We start from the raw sequence: 15,667 nt of genomic DNA on the forward strand, positions 1-15,667 counted from the left end.
CTATTCGGGCACGGCGTTGACCAGGAACATCTGTCACGACCTGCAAAAACGGTGCTCTTCAGTGGTCCACAGGGGTGATGAATGGCGCTTCGGAGGGGAGGGGATCTCCCAGTCATCTCCCAGTCACCTCCCAACGGTCCGCAGGTAACAGTCGAGGCTCCTCCCCCTCCCTGTTGATCACAAAGACGGGCACCCCCTCCTTGACGCCGACCCGCAGCCGTTCCTCCGGGGACGGCATGCGGGCGGTCAGCACCTCGCCGGCCGCCAGCACGACGGTCTCCCGCTCTTGTTCGGCGCGGACGAGCGATCCACGGGAAGTTGTCACGATCAACCCCTCGGAGCGTAGGAGGGCCATAGCGCGGCGGACCGTGTCCCTGCTGAGACCGTAGCGCTGCACGTAGTCCAGCTCTGCGGGGACGCGCTGCGCCGGGGCCAGGCGGCCGCGGGAGATCTCATTGCGCACTAGGTCCGCCAGCTGCTTGTACAGGGGGCGGTCGGCCTCCGGATCGATCATGGAGAAGACCGTACGCACGTACGCAGCAGGGACCGAATGTGCGTACGAACGAACGTTGGTACGTACAACTCACTTGGGTCTTATGGGCAACCGACCTGACCTGGGAGGACCTGGATTTACCCACTCATCACCGGGGCCTACTCCCATTCCCCCTCACCGCTACCCCTTCTGATCAAGGCCATAGGGCCTAGACTGCGAGGTGGGTTAGTTCCACAGCAAAGGCCCCCTCACCGTTGGGTGAGGGGGCCTTTGCTGTGGAACTGGAGCGAGTTAGTCGAATTCGCCGGCCTTCACACCGAGCACGAACGCGTCCCACTCGTTCTTGGTGTAGGTCACCGGGGCCTCGTGAGGCCTCTTGCTGTTGCGCACCGCGCGCCCACCATCCGGCAGTTCGGCGACCTCGACACAGTTGTCGTTCGGGCCGCTGAAGCTGGACTTGCGGTAGGCGAGCGCGGACGGGGTTAGTTCCATCCTCACCTCACATCTTCAGTTGGTCTACCAGCGTTGCCAGGTACCTAACAGACTCCTCCGGAGTCTGGGAGAACGCTACCGCTTGCGTGAAGATCCGGTTGTACGCCTGGAGCTCCTCGGGCTTCTCCAGGTGGAGGGAGTCCGTCGCCGTCTCTAAGTACACCACCGACGGGTCCAGAGCTGTGCCGAAGTCCAGGATGGTGAACGGGCCTGGCATCGCCGCATGCGCGCCAATCGCGTCCGGCAGGATCTGGATCGTGATGTGCGGCTCGGCGGCAACCTCGATCAGGTGACGCAGCTGCTCAGCCATCACCTCCGGCCCACCGACCATCTTGCGGAGCGCGGCCTCGTCGATCAGCGCGTAGAACTCCGGCGGCTTCTCCCGCTTGAGGACGTCTTGACGCACCATGCGAACTTCGACGCGGCGCTTCACGGATACCTCGTCGAGGACTTGGCCGGCTCTGAACACCGCGGCGGCGTAGCCCGACGTCTGAAGCAAACCAGGGACGTAAAGCGCTTCGTAGGTACGGATCTGGGTGGCGTCGGCCTCGAACCCGGGGAGGTCGCCGCGGAAGACGTCGGTGTACTTGGCCCACCAGCCCTTCTCTCTCGACTGGCGGGCGAGGTCGAGGATGGCTTCGCGAACCGCGTTGTCAGTGACGCCGTACAGGTCGAGAAGGGCGCGGATCAGCACCAGGTCGGGGCGGGTCCACTGATTCGTTTCCCATTTGGTCAGGCGCCCTTTGGACCACCCAAGGCGCGTGGTGACCTCCTCGACGGTCAGCCCTGCCTTTTTGCGAAGACGAATGAGCTCTGCGCTGAGACGTCGCAGCTTCACTGTGGGGCTGCCGGTCACGTGTCCTCCTGTGTGCGCTGGGTGAGCGCATCATATGGCGAGTCAAGGTTCACGAACCAGACAATTGTGACTCTGAAACTGTGGTCTTGAAAGTTTTTAGTTGAGAGGTCAGTATGAGGGCACCCAGTCACGCGAAGTGAGGTCCCCATGACGCTCACGCAAGATCGCGCAGCCGAACTGCGCGCGCTTTACCCCCCGTGGGTCATCTGGCAGTCCGACATCGGACGCTGGTGGGCCATGCGCGGGGGTGGCCTCAGCTTGGCCCTACGCGACCGTGGTGCCGTAGCGACCGTGGACGCTGACGATCTCGAGTCGCTCACCGACCTGATCACCACTCAGGAGCAGATTCGCAGGGAGGCGTCTTGACTCCCGAGGATCTCGACCGCCTGCACCAGGCCGCGCTCCGTCGCGGCGTCGACCCCGACGAACTCGACCGGCTACGAACCGCCGCGCTCGCCGACGTTGGCGGCGACATGGAGCAACTCGCCCGGCAGGTGCGGATCCACAACGCGCTCGCCGCATTCAAGAACGAGATTCGCCACGACCCTCCTCTTCGCCCCTGATGCCGCCCGGCCCACCGCCGAGAACCAGGCGCGCGGCAGGCCGGGCCACCACTCCCTGACCACCGGGACGCAAGACCCAGGTCAGGGACGGCGACCCCCGCTTGCAGAGGGGCAGGCAGGGGTCGCCACCACACCCCCGGCGGATGCGACCCTCACCCGCGCCGCCGGGCCGGCCCCCACCCCCGGGTGGGGGCCACCCACTCACCAGCTCACGACCAAGGAGCCCGTATGGACGACGTCGAATACGGGGTTCGCTGGACCCCCAGCAGCGGCGCCACCGCGGTTGCGACCTCTCCCATCACCGCCGACCGGGCCGGCCGCCTCGCCCGGCAGCTCCGCGCCGCACAGCGGCTCTTCGGGGTCGCCGAGGACGCGACCGTCGTCTACCGGAAGCCCGGCGGCGACTGGACCCCCGTCACCGCCCCCTGAACTGCGGAAGACCCTCGCCCGGCGGACACCGGGCGAGGGTCCTTCTGCGTGATCCGTCCACTCCTACTGACCAGGAGAGTCCGACCCGCATGCAGACCGTATTCGATCTCCTCGAGCGTGTCCCCCCGAACGCCATATTGATCACCGGCGGCATCGCCGCGCTCCTCGCCCTGGCCCTGGCCGGCCTCCTCGTCTGGCGGGTCTACCGGTACGCCGCCCCCAGGCCGCTGGAGGAGAACCTCACCATCGTGGCCGCGAGCATCGCCACCGGCGTCTCCGCGCAGGGCATGTGGCGCTTCTCCAGCGACGTCCTCGGTTTCAACGGGCCGCTGCGGCTGCTGCTGTTCGCCTTCATCGAGGTTGCTGTCATCACCAGCGCCGTGCGGGCCCGCCGCAACATGCGGGAGAACTTCTCCGCGGGCATCGACGGCGCCGCGGTGTGGGTGCTCACCGGCCTGACCGCGGTGCTGTCGACCCTGGATGCCCGCAGCGCGGCCGAGGCCGTCTTCCGGCTCGCCGCGCCGCTGGTGGCGGCCTGGCTGTGGGAACGGGGCATGGCCATCGAGCACCACCGCATCACGGGCCGGGCCCGGATCCACTGGCGGATCACGCCGGAGCGGGTCCTGGTCTGGGTGGGCCTGGCCGAGGCGACCGGGCGGACCGCCGGCGAGGTCGACGCCCTCCGGCGGCGGACCCGGGTCGCCCTTGCGGCCAAGCGGGTCCGGGCGTTGCGCGCGGCCGGCGCCAAGCCGCGCAAGGTCGCCGCGGCCATGGCCCGGCTGGAACGCGCGTATGCGGCCGCGGCCTGGCACACCGGTCTGGCCCGCGACCCCGAGCAGCAGCGGGCCTTGGCCGGTGAGGTGGGCGCCACCTACAGCGCCGCCGCGCTGGTCGACCTGCCGCCGACCGCGACCTGGACGGGCAGCTCGGCGCCGCCGGAGACGGTGCAGATCGCCGAGGACCTGCGCCGGTGGGTCGACGCGGAGACCGCTCGGCGGGATCCGATCGAGCAGGCCCGTGATCCGGAGTTCGTGGCTGCGCTCGCCTCGATGGCGGCCGCGGCGACCGGGTGCCATCTGGTGCCCGTGGCCAACGGCATGGCCGGGTCAATGACCGCATGGCCGGTCATTGACCGGGACGCGGAGCCGGTCGTCGCCGCTCCCCGCCCCCCGGGTGACGCGATGCTGGGCGCCGCCCCGTCCGGGGCCGGGGCGGCGGCCGCGGCTCCGGGACCGGCTGGGACAGATGTCATTGACCCCTGCACAGGCGTCATTGACCGGTTCGACCTGGGCGCCTCCAACGAGAACGGCCCGGTCAACTCCGAAGAGTCCCCCGGAGAGCAGACCAAGGTCGCGATCATGCGCGCGCACTGGCTCGCCGAGGTCGCCCAGGGCCGCCGCCCGCGCATGGTCGACCTCGCCCGGGTTGCGGGCGCCGATCAAGGCATGGCGTCGCGCTACCGCAAGCGGTGGGCCAACGAACTGGAGCAGCTCGAGACGGCCGGATGACGGCCGAGCGGCCCGCAGAGCATTGCTGTCCTCAGACTCGCGTGATCGGGTGCCCGACCTCCCACATGGAGGCGTCCCTGCGGGTGACGTTGACCTCGACCACCCGGCCCGCCGCGGCACCAGCGGTTGCGGTCGTGACCCGGGTGACGCACAGCACCGGCACCCCGGGCGCCAGGTCGAGGAGCCGCACCTCGTCCGGGGTCGCCGCCCGTGCGGAGACGGCGACGTGCCACTCCAGGTGTCCCCACCCGAGATCCTGCTCCATCCGGTCGTAGATCCCCCCGGGACCGGTGTCGGCCTCGGCGAGCACGGTGCCGGCCGCCAGGTCCGCGGGCAGGTAGCTGGTGGCGAGTTGGGCTGTCTGCCCGGTGTCAGGGTCGCCCATCACCCGGTCGCGGATCACCACGGAGCTGCCCGGTGCCAGGCCGAGCACCGGCACGAGGTCCAAGGGGCACGGGCCCTCTGTGACGGTCGGCGGCTGGAGGGCACGCAACGACTGCGTCGCGGTGCCGAAGAAGTAGCCCAACTCGTCGCGGCGGACAGTGGAGTCGAGGGTGACGCGCTGACGCCGCCGGTGAGCGCGGACGAGGGTGCCACGGCCTTGGGTCTGCACAACCAGCCCTTCAGTTTCCAGGTGGGCGAGGGCCTTATGAATGGTGTCCTTGGACACCTTGTAGACCTGGGCGAGGTCGACTTCGCGGGGCATGAGGTCTCCGGCCGGGTACCGCCCGGCGTTGATGTCGGCCCGAATCTGGTCAGTGATCTGTTGCCATAGCGCCATACTTTCCGATCATAGGTGGCTGCCTATTGACGACAAGTGGCGAAAGGTCCACAGTCAAAGCAACCGATAGATGGCCACCTATCGTAGGTAAAGACCTAACGTCTTACCTCAACCCCCTGGCACGCAATTCATTGCGCGCCTACCGTCGAACCATGGACGAGGAGAAACCCACCGTGTCCGTGTACCACGTCATCCCCTCGAACGACGCCGTCACCAGACTGCTCAACCGCGAGCGGGGATTCCCCGTGCCCCCCCACCCGGCCGCTCAGGCCAGCAGCACCAAGAGGTGCGGCTCTTGCGGCGGCGCAGGCCGCTACAACGTGCACACCGAGGAGAAGAAAGACGGTAAGACGGTGATCACCGTCGTCTCGCGGCCGTGCGGCACGTGCGGCGGATCGGGCCGAGTGCCCGCATAACACTCCGGGCACACAGAGAAGCCCCGCCCGCCCTCCGCTGCGGAGGGCGGGCGGGGCTTCTCGCATCTGGGGCCCGGGCATCGGTCGGACGCCCAAGGCAAGCCAAGCTACAGGTCGTTCAGATCCCGGCCAGCGTGTCCGCCGGGGTGGTAGCCCGGCGTTCTCAGCCACCCCGGCAGCAGCGCCTGCACGCTCGCCAGCGCCATCACCCGGGCGAAGCCGCCGGCCACCGCGAGCGCGCCGACGACCCAGGGCAGCGCCTCGGGGATCCCGGACGCGTCCACGATCATCGGCAGCGCCACGGCGACACCAACGGCAGTCTGCAGGGTCGTGCGGATGGCCCGCTTGGTCTCGATCTTCATGTGTCCTCCGGGGAGGTAGGGCCGCCGGGGCGGCGGCCGCGGATACGGGGTCAGGTACCGGCTTCGGTTAGGCGCTGGCGGGCGACGTCGGCGTAGTGCTCGGTGAGCTCGATGCCGATGTAGCCGCGGGCCTCCAGGCGCGCGGCGACGCCGGCTGAGCCGGACCCGGCGAACGGGTCCAGGACGGTCCCGCCCTCGGGGCAGATCTGGATGAGCTGTCGAAGGACGTCGACGGGCTTCTGGGTGATGTGCTGCCGCTGGTGTCCGCGGGGCTGGGAGCCCTCGACGACGCCGGGCAGGTAGATCGGCTGGGCGTGCCGGTGCGGCTGACCGTGGGAGCCCCACAGCACGTACTCGCACTCCCGGCGGAAGCCGTCCCGGGTCGGCCGGTTGATGGGCTTGCGCCAGGGGATGATGCCGCGCCAGGTCCACCCGGCGGCCTGCAGCGCGTCCGAGGTGGCGGGCAGCTGCCGCCAGTCGGTGAAGACCAGGCAGGATGCGCCGTCGTGGCTCGCGCGCAGGCACTCCAGCAGGATCATGGTGATCCACAGCGTGTAGGACCGCTGGTCGCGGGTGTCCCCGGGAAAGTCCGCCAGCTTGTGGCGGGCGTCGCCGGAGACGTACTTACAGCGCGCCGACTGGGTGCGCCGCTCGGTCGGGGTGCGGCCGCCGGAGCAGTAGGGCGGGTCAGCGATGACCAGCCCGGCGGTGCCGGCGGGAATGGTGGACAGGACGGCCAGGGCGTCGCCTTGAATGATCTGGTGGTGCATGTTTCTCCCGAGGTAGAGGGGTGAACTCGGGGCGACGGCGCTACAGGCCGAGTAGCTTCGGCCAGGTCTGCTCGCCGACCTCGCCATCGGGTTCCAGGCCCTTGGCGCGCTGCAGGTGCTTGACCTCGTTGACGACCTTCGGCGAGTAGACGGCCGGGTCGATGACGGCCGGGTCCAGGTCCTGGCCGTAGCCGCGCGCCTGCAGCAGGAAGAAGATGGTCTTGGGGTGCCGGCCCTTGGCGCCGGGCCGGATCAGCGGCAGGTCCTCCACGAGCTCCTCCGTCCAGGTCTGGGCCCGCGCGGCCCGGTAGTTCGGGTAGGCGAATCCGGCGACTCCCGCCATGGACCGGGTGTGCTCCTGCAGCCGGTTGGAGGTGTTTCCTTCCAGGGTGCGGAACCGGCCGTCGCGGAGCACCGCGGTGACGATGCCCACGTGGTCGATCGCGTCGATCCGGGTCGAGCCGCCCCAGTCGAAGTAGACGAGCGCGCCGACCTTCGGCGTCCGGCCCCAGCGGCCGCGGCCGCGAAACCACGTCGCGGCGTACGGGGTGTAGGCCATGCGCGGGATCACGCTCTGCGGGATCCCGGCCTGCTCGGCCGCCCAGGAGATGAGCATCTGGCACCACGGGCCCCGGGCGAACCCGGGCGCCGGCTTGTGATCTTCGTACCACTGGGCGAACTTCGTCCACCCGTCGATGCGCTCGCGGTAGCCGAGCTCGCCGCGGATGACTCTGATCAGCTCAGCCCTCGTCGTCATCGCTGGCCTCGTCTTCGATCATGAGTTCAGCCCAGTCGTCCTGGGCGCCGTCTTCCGGCCGCACGGCGGCGCCGCCGACGGGTGGCGGCGGAAACGGCTCGGTCATAGGTCCTCCCTCCTTCCAAGGGCGGCGTCAGCCTCGGGTCAGACCGAACGCGAGGGTGATGAGCACCCCGGCGGCGGTGACCATGAGGCCGACGATCGCAACGATCTGCCGGGTCCGCTCGGCGAGCTGTGCACGGGTGACCGCGTCACGCTCGACGGTCTCCAGGCGCGTCTCCAACGCCTGGTCGCGGGCTTCCGCGGCGACCAGCTCGGCGTCAACGCGCTTGACGAGCTCGGCGTGACGGCCGTCCGCATGGTCGAGGCGCTGCAAGATCAACGCGTTCTGGCCGGTGGTCCGCTCAAATCCCACCTCCACCATGCGGCGGATTTCCGCTAAGGCGCCGTCGACGCCCGGTTCCTGCGACACGAGAGCCCCGTTCGTGATGGCCGGATCCGGCCAGGTGGGCCGGACAACCGGCGATGTGTCTCGTACGTCACACACGCATCCCCGCACATCAGGAGATGTCGTGAGCTATCCCCCGCCGGGCCAGCCTCAGCAGCCCTACGGTCAGCACCCGCAGCCCTACGGCCACGCTCAGCCCCCGCAGCCCTACGGCCAGGCTCAGCCGATGCCGTACGGTCAGCCCTCGCAGCCGTACCCGACCGGCGGCTACCCGCCCCCGGTGGCGATGCCGCAGCAGCCGATGCAGGTGCAGCAGGTCGGCCACAGCGTGACGAAACCGGCGTGGACGTGCGGAGAGATGGCGCTCATGTTCTGCACCATGGGTCTGGCCTACCCGATCATCTGGATGCGGCGGCGGGCCAGAACCACGGTGACCCGGCACCGGTAAGCGGGCGCCGGGTCACCGGTGATGCGTCAGTAGCCGGGGTTCCCCTCGAGGTACTGGTAGGTCATGTAGGACATGTACCGCACCCGGCTGTTGCCGACGGTCGCGGTGGCCTGCGCCCACTGCAAGCCGAAGTCGCCGATGGTGTCCTCCACGAACAGTAGGCCCCTGATCCACAGGCTCGCGTTAGGGCCGAGTCCGCCGAAGGTGGCGGAACTGCCGCCGCCGGCGGACCACTCGAAGGTGCCCGTCCGCAGCGCGGTGTCGGCCGAGGCCGAGACGTTCGGCCCGTGCGCGAAGAAGTCGAAGCGGCAGCTGTCCGGCAGCGTGAAGCCGATCTTGAGGTCAGCGCCGGTGGGAGAGTCGTACTTGATCTTGAAGGTCACCTCGTAGACCGACCAGGGTTCCGGAATGAACCGCAGGTGGTCGTCGGCCTGGAGCGTGGTGCTGTTGTTGACGAACTCGTCCATCAGCTTGAGGACGTGAGGCATGGTGGATTCCTGTCTAAGAGAGGTGTGGTTCCGGCACGCGGCAACGGGGGGCAGGGGCGGCGGCCGCGGCCGGGCCGGGCGCCACCGCCGCGGCCGGACGGCCATGGTCACAGCGGCCCGTAGACGGTGCCGCCGGACGCGCGGTAGTACAGCCGCCCGTCCTTGGCGTAGAGCCGCACGCCGCTGGCCGGTGCGGGTGGATCGGTCGGCAGGTCCGGCAGGATCAGCCCCTGGGATGCCTGCTCGTACGGCACCCGGGACTGGCCGGCGGTCAGCGCGGCCGTCCGCGCCACGCGCAGGTCGCGGACATCGTCGGTGAAGTCTCGGGGGTAGTTCGGGGTACCCATTACGCCTCCTCGAAGATCAGCTCGGCGCGTTCTTCGCCGTCGTCGCTGGTGGGCGGCTTGATGTCCATGCCGACGATCCGCCAGGCCCTGGAGAAGGTCGGGGCGCCGGAGGGGCTGAGGGGGAACCAGTCGTTGACCAACGTGAACCGCGCCGTGTCGCCCAGGTAGTTGGGGTCGATCGAGAAGGCGTCATCGAAGTGCACGGTGATCCGCGGGATGGACACCGACCCGGACCGGGTGTCGCGCAGCTGCTCGGCGTGGGCGTTGAGGGTGGAGATCCGGCGCACCGAGGAGTAGTCCTCGGTGCGGTCCAGCAGCGGCCACCCGGCGGCGAGCCGGGCGGTGTCTTCGTAGACGTCAGACATGAGCGGCTCGGAGGCCGCCGACAGGTCGTCCTGGATGGTGTCGCCGCGGGTCTGCCAGGCGGTGGCGGCCTGGGTGGCGTCCTCGGGGTAGGACCAGGATTTGATCACCCCGGGCTGGGTGATGTCGCGCACGATGCCGGGCGAGCCGAGCCGGGTCGCCCACACCCATTCGCGGACCCGCTGCCCGGTGACCGTGTCGATCCGCGTACGGATCATGTACTCGAAGCCGCCGATCACGTTGGCGAGCTGCTCCAGGCGCTCGCCGTAGGTGGCCGACTCCGAGGCCCGGTAGGTGCGGTCACGCAGGGTGCCGCTCAGCCCGCCCATGAGGGCCAGGCCCATGTCGCCCTCGGGCCGGGCCGCCATGTGGGTGAGGAGCTGGCGGGCAATCTCGATCTGGTCGACGTCGGCGTAGGTGAGGTCGGCGCGGATCTTCCGGCGGTAGGGGTAGGACTCCAGGCTGGCGCCCTGCAGCTGCAGGGTGAGGTGGCCCTGGTCGTCCATGGCGGGCTCGGCGTGCCAGATGAGGTAACTGCCCCAGATGTCGACGTCGCGCATCACGTGGATCACGGTCCGGCCAGCGACGATCTTGCGCGCCTCGTCCCCTGCGGCCGGGCTCGTGATCGGGTAGCTGGCCCGGAGCACGCCCGGCACGATGATCCGCCGCTGGCAGGTGTCGACGGCGAGATCCAGCTCCGTCAGCGTCAGGTCGGTCAGGGCGTCCGCGACGACGCAGTGGCGGATCGCCGCCGGAGCGCCGTACGGCGTCACGGGAGCTTCTCCAGGCGCATGTAGCTGTCGGCGCGTACGGTCGTGGTGCCGGAGCCGGCGGTGTTCTGCGCCCACCGGTAGGTGAGCGGCCCGGCGGTCGCGCCCACCGTGACGACGCCGGAGATCCGGATGGACGAGATCGGCGACGGGGTGCCCTGACCGGGCACCACGACGGTGGTCGTGCCGAAGTCGGCGAACGCCTCGCCCGTGAACCCGGTGCTGGCGACGACGTGGCGTGAGGCCCAGGTGCCGGTCACGCCCGCCGGGACGATCCACCCCTGCCGGAAGCCCGGGGTCGCCCCGGAGGCCATCAGTACCAGCATGTCCAGCAGGTAGCTGCTGTTCGCGGCGAGGTTCACCGACAGGTGCGGATCAGCCGTCAAGGTCGTGGTGTTCGTCCGGTCGGTGTTGACGGTCTTGCGGGCGATCAGCACGCCGGAGGAGGACGCCCCGCCGATGACCCGCCACGCCCCGCCCCACCACTGCTCGACGTCGCCGGTGTCCAGCCGGGTGACCTCCAGGCCCGGCACGTTGGGCAGCGCGTTGCGCTCGGTCTGGCTGTTGACCGGGATGCGCAGCGGCGTGGCCGTCCACTGCCGCCGGTCCACCCGCGCCGAGGCGAAGGTGATCGCCGAGGCGCCGGCCGGGACGACCACCTCCCACAGCAGCAACGACGACGCCGGCACGGGATTCGCGGCGCCCGTGGTGGTGTTGCCCTTGACGATCACTACCCGGGCGTCGGTGGCCCCGGAGGCGTCGTAGGTGGTATCGCGCACCTGCACCACCACGCGGTCCGTGCGGGCCACCGCGGGCTCGCCCGCGGCGAAGGTCAGCGTCTCGTTCGCGTCGACGACCACGACGATCTGCCCCTGCAGCGCGTTGCTGGTGCCGTCCACGATCGCGACGAACGAGCTCACGGTCGCCTGCAGCGCGCTCACGCCCACCAGGTCCGCGGCGCCCGGGGAGTAGTACAGGCCGCCGCGGCGCTCCAGCACCGAGGCGCCCGGGCCCATGAAAACGCCCAGGGTCAGCCGGTGGTCCTGCAGGCTGGTGGCACCGGAGGCCAGGCCCAAGGTGCGAATCGTCAAGACGCCTCCTCGAGGAGCGGGGGAAGGGGGGAAGGACGGGGCGGGCCCGGAGGTCACATCGAGGCGGACTTCCACCGCACCGTGGCCTGGGCGCCCGGGCCGGACGCCTCGGCGAGCAGGGATAGGTCGTTGGGGCCCGGGTCCAGCTCGAAGTACTCGATCGGGACGCCGAGGTTCGATCGGGTGTTGCGCCGGTCGGTGGTGCCGTTGAGCAGCACGGTGCCGCGGTCGGTGTCGACGATCAGCGTCTGTCCGTCGTCCAGGTCGAGGTCGAAGACCAGGGCCCGGGTGGTCGTGGAGTTGACCAGCCGGGGCGTGGTGAGCGGCCCGATGAAGGTCACCACGGGGTTCGTCTCGGCGTTGCCGGTGTTGACGCACGTGGCGGTGTTCGGGACCGGGGCCGTGCCGTACACCAGCGGGTAGGCCAGGGGGTAGGCCAGGCCGCCGGACCCGCCGGCCGGGGCGCCGATCGTCACCGACTGCTCGACGGGCTCATACAGCCGCGGGTCGGCGCAGAACCACTGCAGCACCGCCTTGGGCGCGTACCCCATGCTGTAGGGCTGGTCGATCGGGACGACCCGGCCAGCGAACTGGGCGCCTACCACCAGCGTCTCGCCGTCGCAGCGGATGGCCAGCGGCGCCTGAACCGCGCTGCGCACGATCGGGGTTGCCGCGCGCAGGGCGCGGATCGCCTCCCCCATCGCCTCGCCGGCGGCGATCTCCAGAGTCGCGGTGACGGTGCGGGCCTGGCCGCGCATGCCGCCCGGCCAGGACCCATGCCGCGCCGTCCGGGGGGCGGACCCGTTGGTCAGGCCCGGGCTGTCGATCCACCCGTCCAGGCGCACCAGCTCGTAGCTGGTGCCGGCGCCGAACAAGAACCCGTTCCAGTCGATCTGGTAGTCGCTCAGGTCGGCCACCTAGTACCCCCTCGCGATGGACAGCAGGTAGAGCTGCTCGGCGATGTCCCGGGGGCTGTGGCCGGGGGCGGCGTAGAAGTTCTCGATCGTGATACCGCCGCCCCGCGCGACGATCTCCTGCTGCCCGGGCAGCTGCAGGCTCCTGGGTGCGGGCACAGGCGCGGCCACGGGAACGACCGGTACCAGCGGGTCGACCCGTGCCCCGACCGACGCCAGGTCCGCCATGTGCCGTGCCGCGGACTCCACCAGCCCGGATGCCTGCCGGATGCCGAGCGCCATGCCGGCGGGCAGCTCCTTACCGAGCGCGGCGAACACCTTGCTGGGGCTGGCGATGCCGAGGGCGTCCTTGACCCACTGCGGCATGATCCCGGCGAAGAAGTTGTAGATCGAGTCCTTGAACCACTGCCACATGCCGACCATGCCGTTCCACAAGCCCACGAGCAGGTCACGGCCGACACCGGCGAGCAGCCCGCCGAGACTGCCGATCGCCGACAGGATCTTGTTCGGCAGGCCGGCGACCCAGTCGACCAGCTCGGTGAACTTCCGCACCGCCCAGTCCTTGGCCTCGCCGATCCAGGCGCCGAGTTTGCCGGGCAGCTCACCGAACCAGTTGATGGTCTTCTTGATGCCGTCGACGGCCGTGCCGATGGCTTTCTTGATCTGCTCCCAGGCGGCCGGGACCTTGTCGACCAGCCAGGCCAGCGCGGGCGTGATCGCACTAATGATCTTGGTGGCGAGGTCGACGACCCACTTGATCAGCTGCCCGATGACCGGGATGACGGCCTGCAGCACGGTGGAGACCAGCTCGACCAGCCACTCGATGACCGGCATCAGGGCGATGATCAGATCCGCGCAGACCTGGATGATCGGCATCAGGGCCTGCAGCAGCTCGCCCAGCGCGTCAACGATCATGACGACGATCGGAACCAGGGCCTGGATCAGTTCGGTGACGACGGGCAGGATCGCCGAGATCAGCGGGGCGAAGGCGACCAGGAGCTCCGCGACGATGCCGACGATCGGGACGATCGCCGGCAGCAGCGCGGCGAACGCCTCCAGCAGGACGATTACCGACGGGGCCACGGTCCGCAGCGCCTGCAGCAGCGCGGCACCGACCTGCGTGGCCACGTCCGCGATGACGGGCAGCAGCGGGGCCAGGGCCTCGAGCAGCATGCCCAGGGCCCGGACCAGGATCTCACCGACCTGCCCAGCGACCTGGACGAGCAGCTCCAGCAGCGGAGTGAAGACCGGCATCAGGCCGGCGATCATCTCCGCGATCTGCACGATGAACGGGGCCAGCAGCTGCACCGCCTGGACCAGAACCCCGCCGAGGACCTGGGCCAGCTGGCCCAGCGGTTCCAGCAGCGGCAGCACCGCCGTGACGAGGGTGGCGAAGACGGTCAGCAGGGTGCCGCCGAGGGTGGTCACCAGCTCGCGGATGATCGGGATCAGCGGCATGACCGCGGGCAGCAGCGCGCTGACGAACGCGCTCACCAGCTGGGCGACGACCGGCAACAGCGGGATGATGGCCTGCGCCAGCTGGGCCCATGCCTGGATCAGCGCCCCGCCCAGGATGGTGACCAGCTGCCCGAGGACCGGCATCAACGACGTCAGCGCGGGCAGCAGCGCCTGCCCCCACTGGGCGACGACCTCGGCCACGATCGGCAGCAGCGGTGTGATCGCCGGCAGCAGGGTGTTGACGAACGCGGCGGCGAGGTCGACCAGCAGCGGCACGACCGGCGCGAGTGCCTGCAGCGCGTCGGCGAAGGCGCCCACCAGCAGCCGCACCGAGGGCAGCACCGCCTGAATCCCGGCGGCCAGCGCCGAGGCGATCAGCGCGGCCAGCTCGCCGACGACGGGCAGCAGCGGGGCCAGCGCGCCCAGCACACCGGCGGCGGCCGCCGCGACCGGCCCGAAAACGGGTGCCAGGGCACCGATGCCCTGGGTCAGCGCGGCCACGACGGTACCGACCGCGGGCACCAGCGCGGCCAGGGCCGGGCCGATCGCGGCCAGCAGCGGCCCGACCGCGGCCAGCGCCTGGCCGAGCACGGTGCCGAGCGGGGCCAAGGTCGGGGCGAGCGCGGCGACAGCGGCACCCAGGCCCTGGATCACCGCGGTGACGCCGGGCCCGATCGCGGCCAGCGCCGGGACGATCCCGCCGATGGCGGTGGTCAGGATCGGGCCAATCGCGGTGGCCAGGGTGGCCACGATCGGGGCCAGGGCGCCGATACCGGCCGCGGCCGCGCCGAGCACCGGCAGGAACGCCGCGGTGATGTCGTGCAGCGCCTGGAAGACGGCGATAAGCGTCTGCTGGCCCTGCGCGGAGTCGATGAAGGCGTGCACACCGTCGAGCAGCTGGCCGAGCACGCCGAGCGCGCCGCCGCCGGCGGCCTCCATGGCGCGGAAGACTCCGGCGACGATCCCGCCGAGGTCGCCGAGGATCGCCCCCAGCTGTCGCAGCACGTCCAGCGCGCCGGTCATCCAGCCCAGCGCGCGGCCGGAGGCGGCGGCCGCCGACAGGAACTCACCGAAACGGGCCGCCGCCGAGCCGATGCCGGGTGCCAGGGTCGAGACCCACTCGGCGCCGACCACGCCGAGGTCCCGGAACCCCGACAGCAACGGGGCCAGCGCGGGCACGACCGCCGCCACGGCCTCCCGCGTCGATGCGAACACCGCCTCGATCGCCCGGATCGTCTCCGCCGAGCGGGCGAACTCCACCAGCGCCAGGGCGCCGGCCCCGAACTCGGTGGCCACGCCGGTCATGCCCTCGCGCAGCGCGGTGATCGCCGGCAACAGGCTCCACATCTGGCCGATCAACGGGCCGAACAGGGCGTCCTGGGTGGCGTCCTTGATCGCGTTGACGGCCGGAGCCATCTGGAACAACTCGTAGGCGACCTCGGCGGCGGCCGCAGAGAGGCCCTTGGTGCCCTCCATGAACTTCAGGTAGTCGCCGCTCAGCGCGGCGCCGAATGCCTCGCTGACCCCGGACAACGCGACCTTGAGCGTGCCGATCGCCGCGGCGCCGAGCAGCGCCGCACCGGGGAGGGCGGCCAGCGCACCGGCGGCCGGGGCCAGCGCTGCGCCGAGCGAGACGACAGAGGAAGCCGCCGAGGCCGCACCGGCGGCCATCGCGGAGAGCTGGACCGCGGTGCCGATCGCGGTCACGCCGACCGTGCCGAGCCGGGTGCCGACTCCGGCCAGGGCGCCGCCGGCGCCGTCGAAGGCCGAGCGCAGCCCACCGGCGACCTTGCCGACGCCGTCGAGCCGACGCCCCATGCGCTCGCCGGCGTCGCCGACCTTGTCGAACGTCTTGCTGGCGAAGTCGCGGGCGAAGATGTCGAACGACATCGTGGCCAAGGGGATCACCCCCT

Annotated in this window: 21 protein-coding genes; 6 read left to right on the forward strand and 15 right to left on the reverse strand. The window is 70.4% G+C overall.

What is annotated here, in order from left to right:
- Window positions 1-112 precede the first annotated feature (112 nt).
- The 3 genes from F4562_RS33715 to F4562_RS33725 form a co-directional block, all read right to left on the reverse strand.
- Window positions 113-514, reverse strand: a complete 402-nt coding sequence (locus F4562_RS33715) for a GntR family transcriptional regulator (protein ID WP_184538099.1) — start codon at window positions 512-514, stop codon at window positions 113-115.
- 270 nt (window positions 515-784) lie between these two features.
- On the reverse strand, window positions 785-985 hold the full coding sequence (locus F4562_RS33720) for a DUF397 domain-containing protein (RefSeq protein WP_184538097.1): 201 nt from the start codon (window positions 983-985) through the stop codon (window positions 785-787).
- 7 nt (window positions 986-992) lie between these two features.
- Window positions 993-1,841: a helix-turn-helix domain-containing protein gene (locus tag F4562_RS33725; RefSeq protein WP_184854806.1), complete on the reverse strand. Its 849-nt coding sequence runs from the start codon at window positions 1,839-1,841 to the stop codon at window positions 993-995.
- Window positions 1,842-1,988: 147 nt separating this feature from the next.
- Here F4562_RS33725 and F4562_RS33730 point away from each other — a divergent pair, with 147 nt between their 5' ends.
- The 4 genes from F4562_RS33730 (at window position 1,989) to F4562_RS35595 (ending at window position 4,341) form a co-directional block, all read left to right on the forward strand.
- Window positions 1,989-2,207 (forward strand): hypothetical protein, encoded by a 219-nt coding sequence (locus tag F4562_RS33730; protein WP_184538093.1) that lies wholly within the window; start codon window positions 1,989-1,991, stop codon window positions 2,205-2,207.
- A complete protein-coding gene (locus F4562_RS33735; RefSeq protein ID WP_184538091.1) occupies window positions 2,204-2,404 on the forward strand; it encodes a hypothetical protein in 201 nt (66 codons plus the stop codon). Before F4562_RS33730 ends, F4562_RS33735 begins: the two co-directional genes overlap by 4 nt.
- Before the next feature lie 228 nt (window positions 2,405-2,632).
- Entirely contained in the window at window positions 2,633-2,833 is a 201-nt protein-coding gene (locus tag F4562_RS33740) for a hypothetical protein (RefSeq protein ID WP_184538089.1), read from the forward strand.
- An 89-nt stretch (window positions 2,834-2,922) separates the two neighbouring features.
- Window positions 2,923-4,341: a hypothetical protein gene (locus tag F4562_RS35595; RefSeq protein ID WP_246474683.1), complete on the forward strand. Its 1,419-nt coding sequence runs from the start codon at window positions 2,923-2,925 to the stop codon at window positions 4,339-4,341.
- A 31-nt stretch (window positions 4,342-4,372) separates the two neighbouring features.
- On the opposite strand, the gene F4562_RS33750 is transcribed toward F4562_RS35595, so the two are convergent.
- Window positions 4,373-5,122, reverse strand: a complete 750-nt coding sequence (locus F4562_RS33750) for a GntR family transcriptional regulator (RefSeq protein WP_184538087.1) — start codon at window positions 5,120-5,122, stop codon at window positions 4,373-4,375.
- Between the two features lie 152 nt (window positions 5,123-5,274).
- Here F4562_RS33750 and F4562_RS33755 point away from each other — a divergent pair, with 152 nt between their 5' ends.
- A complete protein-coding gene (locus tag F4562_RS33755; protein ID WP_184538085.1) occupies window positions 5,275-5,538 on the forward strand; it encodes a hypothetical protein in 264 nt (87 codons plus the stop codon).
- Between the two features lie 107 nt (window positions 5,539-5,645).
- Here the strand turns inward: F4562_RS33755 and F4562_RS33760 are convergent, their stop codons facing one another.
- From F4562_RS33760 to F4562_RS33775, 5 genes are read right to left on the reverse strand one after another with little or no spacing between them, the layout of a single operon-like run.
- On the reverse strand, window positions 5,646-5,900 hold the full coding sequence (locus F4562_RS33760; protein WP_184538083.1) for a hypothetical protein: 255 nt from the start codon (window positions 5,898-5,900) through the stop codon (window positions 5,646-5,648).
- A 50-nt stretch (window positions 5,901-5,950) separates the two neighbouring features.
- The gene (locus F4562_RS33765; protein WP_184538081.1) at window positions 5,951-6,670 is read right to left on the reverse strand and encodes a DNA-methyltransferase; all 720 of its coding nucleotides are present in this window, start codon (window positions 6,668-6,670) and stop codon (window positions 5,951-5,953) included.
- Window positions 6,671-6,710: 40 nt separating this feature from the next.
- Complete coding sequence (locus F4562_RS33770; protein WP_184538079.1) at window positions 6,711-7,427, reverse strand: CHAP domain-containing protein; 717 nt, start codon at window positions 7,425-7,427, stop codon at window positions 6,711-6,713.
- On the reverse strand, window positions 7,411-7,533 hold the full coding sequence (locus F4562_RS36140) for a hypothetical protein (protein ID WP_260315725.1): 123 nt from the start codon (window positions 7,531-7,533) through the stop codon (window positions 7,411-7,413). Before F4562_RS36140 ends, F4562_RS33770 begins: the two co-directional genes overlap by 17 nt.
- A gap of 27 nt (window positions 7,534-7,560) precedes the next feature.
- Window positions 7,561-7,842, reverse strand: a complete 282-nt coding sequence (locus F4562_RS33775; RefSeq protein ID WP_184538077.1) for a hypothetical protein — start codon at window positions 7,840-7,842, stop codon at window positions 7,561-7,563.
- Window positions 7,843-7,999: 157 nt separating this feature from the next.
- Between F4562_RS33775 and F4562_RS33780 the strand changes: the two genes are divergently transcribed.
- The gene (locus F4562_RS33780; protein ID WP_184538075.1) at window positions 8,000-8,323 is read left to right on the forward strand and encodes a hypothetical protein; all 324 of its coding nucleotides are present in this window, start codon (window positions 8,000-8,002) and stop codon (window positions 8,321-8,323) included.
- 26 nt (window positions 8,324-8,349) lie between these two features.
- Here F4562_RS33780 and F4562_RS33785 read toward each other — a convergent pair whose 3' ends face one another.
- The 6 genes from F4562_RS33785 to F4562_RS33810 all read right to left on the reverse strand — a co-directional run bounded on the left by F4562_RS33785 (window position 8,350) and on the right by F4562_RS33810 (window position 15,653).
- Window positions 8,350-8,811, reverse strand: a complete 462-nt coding sequence (locus tag F4562_RS33785) for a hypothetical protein (RefSeq protein ID WP_184538074.1) — start codon at window positions 8,809-8,811, stop codon at window positions 8,350-8,352.
- A gap of 107 nt (window positions 8,812-8,918) precedes the next feature.
- Entirely contained in the window at window positions 8,919-9,158 is a 240-nt protein-coding gene (locus F4562_RS33790; protein WP_184538072.1) for a hypothetical protein, read from the reverse strand.
- On the reverse strand, window positions 9,158-10,294 hold the full coding sequence (locus F4562_RS33795) for a hypothetical protein (RefSeq protein ID WP_184538070.1): 1,137 nt from the start codon (window positions 10,292-10,294) through the stop codon (window positions 9,158-9,160). The genes F4562_RS33790 and F4562_RS33795 overlap by 1 nt, the downstream gene beginning before the upstream one ends.
- Window positions 10,291-11,382: a hypothetical protein gene (locus F4562_RS33800; RefSeq protein WP_184538068.1), complete on the reverse strand. Its 1,092-nt coding sequence runs from the start codon at window positions 11,380-11,382 to the stop codon at window positions 10,291-10,293. Before F4562_RS33800 ends, F4562_RS33795 begins: the two co-directional genes overlap by 4 nt.
- A gap of 53 nt (window positions 11,383-11,435) precedes the next feature.
- The gene (locus tag F4562_RS33805; RefSeq protein WP_184538066.1) at window positions 11,436-12,299 is read right to left on the reverse strand and encodes a phage distal tail protein; all 864 of its coding nucleotides are present in this window, start codon (window positions 12,297-12,299) and stop codon (window positions 11,436-11,438) included.
- On the reverse strand, window positions 12,300-15,653 hold the full coding sequence (locus F4562_RS33810) for a phage tail family protein (RefSeq protein WP_184538064.1): 3,354 nt from the start codon (window positions 15,651-15,653) through the stop codon (window positions 12,300-12,302).
- Between the last annotated feature and the right edge of the window lie 14 nt (window positions 15,654-15,667).

The organism is Streptosporangium becharense, from assembly GCF_014204985.1.
Classification (GTDB): Bacteria; Actinomycetota; Actinomycetes; order Streptosporangiales; family Streptosporangiaceae; genus Streptosporangium; species Streptosporangium becharense.